The sequence below is a fragment of the Pseudomonas sp. P4_C3 genome, assembly GCF_056402075.1.
Map to the genome: position 1 here is coordinate 1 of NZ_JBFUIC010000288.1, position 4,973 is coordinate 4,973.

Annotated in this window: 3 protein-coding genes and 1 pseudogene; 2 read left to right on the forward strand and 2 right to left on the reverse strand. The window is 61.1% G+C overall.

From position 1 onward, the window contains the following. Window positions 1-99 precede the first annotated feature (99 nt). Window positions 100-1,377 (forward strand): acetyl-CoA C-acetyltransferase, encoded by a 1,278-nt coding sequence (locus tag AC1DVH_RS25815; RefSeq protein WP_477756188.1) that lies wholly within the window; start codon window positions 100-102, stop codon window positions 1,375-1,377. Between the two features lie 125 nt (window positions 1,378-1,502). Here the strand turns inward: AC1DVH_RS25815 and AC1DVH_RS25820 are convergent, their stop codons facing one another. Both AC1DVH_RS25820 and AC1DVH_RS25825 read right to left on the reverse strand, forming a co-directional pair. After that, window positions 1,503-2,270, reverse strand: a complete 768-nt coding sequence (locus tag AC1DVH_RS25820) for a methyl-accepting chemotaxis protein (RefSeq protein ID WP_371319548.1) — start codon at window positions 2,268-2,270, stop codon at window positions 1,503-1,505. Between the two features lie 90 nt (window positions 2,271-2,360). After that, a pseudogene (locus tag AC1DVH_RS25825) lies at window positions 2,361-3,557 on the reverse strand (cache domain-containing protein); the annotation flags it as partial. Between the two features lie 338 nt (window positions 3,558-3,895). Here AC1DVH_RS25825 and AC1DVH_RS25830 point away from each other — a divergent pair. Next, a complete protein-coding gene (locus AC1DVH_RS25830; RefSeq protein ID WP_477756189.1) occupies window positions 3,896-4,789 on the forward strand; it encodes a PA4780 family RIO1-like protein kinase in 894 nt (297 codons plus the stop codon). The last annotated feature ends 184 nt before the right edge of the window (window positions 4,790-4,973 follow it).

Genomic DNA, 4,973 nt, shown 5'->3' on the forward strand with positions numbered 1-4,973 from the left:
TTTGATCTGATTTTTTAAAAGCCAAGTCAAAAGATCGCAGCCTTCGGCAGCTCCTACAGGGGGTAGTTTCAATTTTGGCTATTTCATCAGGAGCATTTCATGACCCAACTGCGTCGCGTCGCGATCATCGGCGGTAACCGGATTCCCTTCGCCCGCTCCAATGGCCCCTACGCCACGGCCAGTAATCAGGTGATGCTCACCGCCGCCCTCGAAGGCCTGATCGAACGTTACAACCTGCACGGCCAACGCATCGGCGAAGTGGTCGCCGGGGCCGTGCTCAAGTTGTCGCGGGACATGAACCTCACACGCGAGTGCGTACTCGGTTCGCGACTGTCGCCGGCCACTCCGGCCTATGACATCCAGCAGGCGTGCGGCACCGGGCTGGAAGCGGCGTTGCTGGTGGCGAACAAGATTGCCCTGGGCCAGATCGACTGCGGCATTGCCGGTGGCGTGGACACCACCTCGGATGCGCCGATCAGTGTCAGTGAGGGCCTGCGCAAAATCCTCCTGCAAGCCAACCGCTCGAAAACCACCGGCGACAAACTGAAAACCTTCCTGCAGTTGCGTCCCAAGCATCTGATCCCCGAATTCCCGCGCAATGGCGAGCCGCGCACCGGGTTGTCCATGGGCCAGCATTGCGAGCTGATGGCCCAGACCTGGAACATCCCTCGCCAGGCACAGGATCAATTGGCGCTCGAGAGCCATCAGAAACTGGCCGCGTCCTACGCCGAGGGCTGGCACAACGACCTGATGACGCCATTTATGGGCCTCACTCGCGATAACAACCTGCGCCCGGACTCCACGCTGGAAAAGCTCGCCGCGCTCAAACCAGCCTATGAGAAAAGCGCCAAGGGCACCCTGACCGCAGGCAACTCCACGCCGCTGACCGATGGCGCGTCACTGGTGCTGCTGGGCAGTGAGGAATGGGCCAAGGCACGCGGGTTACCGATTCTTGCCTACTGGCGCGACGGCGAAGCGGCGGCGGTGGATTTCGTCAACGGTGCCGAAGGGTTGTTGATGGCGCCGGTCTACGCCGTGCCACGTTTGCTAGCGCGCAATGGCCTGACCTTGCAGGATTTCGACTACTACGAAATCCACGAAGCCTTCGCCGCGCAAGTGCTGTGCACATTGAAGGCCTGGGAAGATCCGCAGTATTGCAAAACCCGTCTTGGTCTCGATGCGGCGCTGGGCTCGATCGACCGCAGCAAGCTCAACGTCAAGGGCAGTTCGCTGGCGGCGGGGCATCCGTTTGCGGCTACGGGCGGACGCATCGTCGCCAATCTGGCGAAGTTGCTGGATGTGGCGGGCAAGGGGCGGGGACTGATTTCGATTTGTGCTGCGGGCGGGCAGGGCGTGACCGCCATTATCGAACGCTGAACACAGAACAACTGTGGGAGCGAGCTTGCTCGCGAAGAGGCCATCAGCTTCAACATCTATGTTGACTGATATACCGCCATCGCGGGCAAGCCCGCTCCCACAGGGGGTGATGGTGTGCCAGCTGGTCAGGTACGGAACCTGCGCACCAACCCGTCCAGCTCATTCGACAACCCGGCCAGGCTCTGGGAATCCAGGCGCGCCGAGTTGGCCAGTTCTGCCACCAACTGCGCATCGCCATGGATCTGGCTGATGTGCCGGTTGATGTCTTCGGCCACTTGATGCTGTTGTTCCGCCGCCGTGGCGATCTGGGTGTTCATGTCGCGGATCACGTCCACCGACTCACGAATCTGCCCGAAGCTGTTGCGCGCCTCGCCGATGCGCGTCACCGATTGCTGGGACACTTCCAGGCTGGCGTGCATCTGCTGGGTCACCTGGCTGGTGCGTTTGGCCAGGTTGCCCAGCAGCCCGTCGATTTCTGCGGTGGAGTCGGCCGTGCGCTTGGCCAGGGCCCGCACTTCGTCAGCCACCACGGCAAAGCCGCGCCCCTGTTCACCGGCACGGGCCGCTTCGATCGCGGCGTTCAGCGCCAGCAGGTTGGTCTGTTCAGCGATCGAGCGGATGGTCCCCAGGATCGACTGGATGTCGTTGCTGTCGCGTTCGAGCTGTTGCATCGACTGGGCCGACTGTTCGATTTCCTGGCTCAGGCGATCAACGCTGTTCACCGCCGCATCGATCTGCTGCTGACCTTCGCGCGCCTGGCGCTGGCCACTGTCGGCAGACTCCGCCGCCTGACTGCAAGAACGCGCGACTTCGTTGGCGGTGGCGACCATTTCGTGGAACGCCGTGGAGACCATGTCCACTGCCTCACGCTGGCGTCCGGCGGCTTCGGCCATGTCGCTGGAGACCTGGGTCGAGCTCTTCGATGTGTCGAGGATCTTGCCCGCCGCACCGCCGATGTTCTGGATCAGGTTGCGAATCGCCGTCAGAAACTGGTTGAACCAGTTGGCCAGTTGCGCGGTTTCGTCGTTGCCACGGATTTGCAGGTTCTGGGTCAGGTCGCCTTCGCCCTGGGCGATGCCTTCCAGGCCGCTGGCCACGCTGCGGATCGGGCGCACGATGAGGCTGGCAAAACTGGCGCCGACGATGGCGAAGATGACGGCCAGGACGGCGGCGATGATGGCGATCAACCAGGTCAACTGGGTCGCGGAACTCATCACGTCGTCCTGCTTGATCAGGCCGATGAAGGTCCAGCCCAGTTGCTCCGACGGCCAGACGTTGGCCATGTAGTGTTCGCCGTTCAACTCCACTTCCACCAGGCCCTTGCCGGCCTTGGCCAGTTGCGCGTAGCCGTCGCCAAGGCTGTTCAGCGGTTTGAAGTTGTGTTCCGGTTGTTTCGGATCCACCAGGACCATGCCGGTGTTTTCCAGCAGCATCAGGTAGCCGGTTTCACCGAGCTTGATCTGCTTGACGATTTCGGTGAGCTGCTTGAGCGTCACGTCGATGCTGACCACACCGCCGTTGGTGCCCAGTTTGTTGTCGATGGTGCGCACGGTGCTGACGTAGGTCGCGTCGTCCTGGGCCCAGTAATAGGCCTCGGTGCGCAACGGCTTGCCCGGTTTGGCCTGGGCCGCCTTGTACCAGGGGCGCTGGCGCGGGTCGTAATTGTTCAACTTCGGATCATCCGGCCACGACACGTAGCCGCCCGCCGCCGTGCCGAGGATGGCGTAGGCGTAGGCCGGGTGGCTGTTGCCCAAGTCCTGGAGCAGGGTGAAGACTTTCTTGTCCGCCTCGCCCTGAGGGACGCTCTCGGCGTTGGCGGCCATGTAAGTCTTGAGGCTGTCGTCGGAGTTTCGGATCAGCGGCTGCTTGGCCAGGTAATCGACGTTCTGGCTGATGCCGTCAAAGAACAATTGCATGGCGTTGCTGACCTGACGAATCTCGCGGGCACTGCCGTCGACGAATTCGTCCCTGGCATCACTGCGCAGGTTCAGCACAACGAGGGTGGCGACCAGCACCACGGGCAGGCAGGCGATGATTGCAAACGCCCAGGTCAACTTCTGTTTGATGTTCATCCGCGCTCCAGATTTTCTTATAGGCCCACGCAGTGCAGATGACTCGCGGTTTATTGGCAGGCGTAAACGTTCTTGGTCAACCCGGGTCCTTGAGTGCGGCATCGCCATTATTGGGGGAGCGATTGTCGGACAAATCACTTTGTCACTAAGGACTTCGGCTGTAGTCGGAGGAAATTGAGGCCCGATGGGAAAAATCCTACGGAAGGTGTGAGTTGTGATGTCAGCTCCTGTCGCTATTGCCCTCAATACCCTTGCACAACAAGTGACGCAGGCTCGGCTATGATCTGGAGCGAGCCGTGACGGTCGTCGGTTTTTCCTGATGAAATCGGCACATTGTGCGCTTGTGCAATACTCATAAGTCGGTAACCCCTCCCCCCCGTGGGTGGATTGCCGTATAACGAATGACTTTCGCGTGTTTGGTAATAAAGGACCCACAATAAAAGCTGATGAAGACTCCAAAACGCATTGAACCCCTGATCGAGGACGGTCTGGTCGACGAGGTGCTGCGCCCACTCATGAGTGGTAAAGAAGCAGCTGTTTATGTGGTGCGCTGCGGTAACCAGTTACGTTGCGCGAAGGTCTACAAGGAGGCGAATAAACGCAGTTTCCGTCAGGCGGCCGAATACCAGGAAGGCCGCAAGGTGCGCAACAGCCGTCAGGCCCGTGCGATGGCCAAGGGCTCGAAGTTTGGCCGCAAGGAAACCGAAGACGCTTGGCAGAACGCCGAAGTGGCGGCGCTGTTCCGCCTGGCCAATGCCGGTGTGCGGGTGCCCAAGCCGTACGACTTCCTCGAAGGCGTACTGCTGATGGAGCTGGTGGCCGACGAATACGGCGATGCCGCGCCGCGTCTGAACGATGTGGTGCTGGAGCCGGACCAGGCCCGCGAGTATCACGCGTATCTGATTTCCCAGATCGTGCTGATGCTGTGTACCGGTCTGGTGCACGGCGACTTGTCCGAGTTCAACGTGCTGCTGACGCCGACCGGCCCGGTGATCATCGACCTGCCGCAAGCAGTGGATGCGGCGGGCAACAACCACGCGTTCAGCATGCTGGAGCGCGATGTGGGCAACATGGCGTCCTACTTCGGGCGGTTTGCGCCGGAGTTGAAGAAGACCAAGTACGCCAAGGAAATGTGGGCCTTGTACGAAGCTGGCACCTTGCACCCGGCCAGTGTCCTGACCGGCGAGTTCGCCGACACGGAAGAGCTGGCCGACGTGGGCGGAATCATGCGCGAGATCGAGGCCGCGCGCCTGGATGAAGAGCGCAAGCAAGCCGTACGCGCGGCGGACGATGCGCCGCCGGGCAAGACCGAAGAACCGCCTCCGCCCTGGATGCAGTGATCGGTTAAAGCAAAACCCGGCTTCGGCCGGGTTTTTTGTGCGCCACCCAAATCCCTTGTAGGAGTGAGCCTGCTCGCGATAGCGTCGGCACTTTCAACATTGATGTGTCGGGCAGATTGCTATCGCGAGCAGGCTCACTCCTACAAGGGATTTGGGTGGCGCACAAAAAACCCGGCCGAAGCCG

Coding starts and splice junctions, on each gene's coding strand:
- AC1DVH_RS25815 (WP_477756188.1), top strand. CDS start 100: ATGACCCAACTGCGTCGCGTCGCGATCATCGGCGGTAACCGGATTCCC.
- AC1DVH_RS25820 (WP_371319548.1), bottom strand. CDS start 2,270: ATGGCCGAAGCCGCCGGACGCCAGCGTGAGGCAGTGGACATGGTCTCC.
- AC1DVH_RS25830 (WP_477756189.1), top strand. CDS start 3,896: ATGAAGACTCCAAAACGCATTGAACCCCTGATCGAGGACGGTCTGGTC.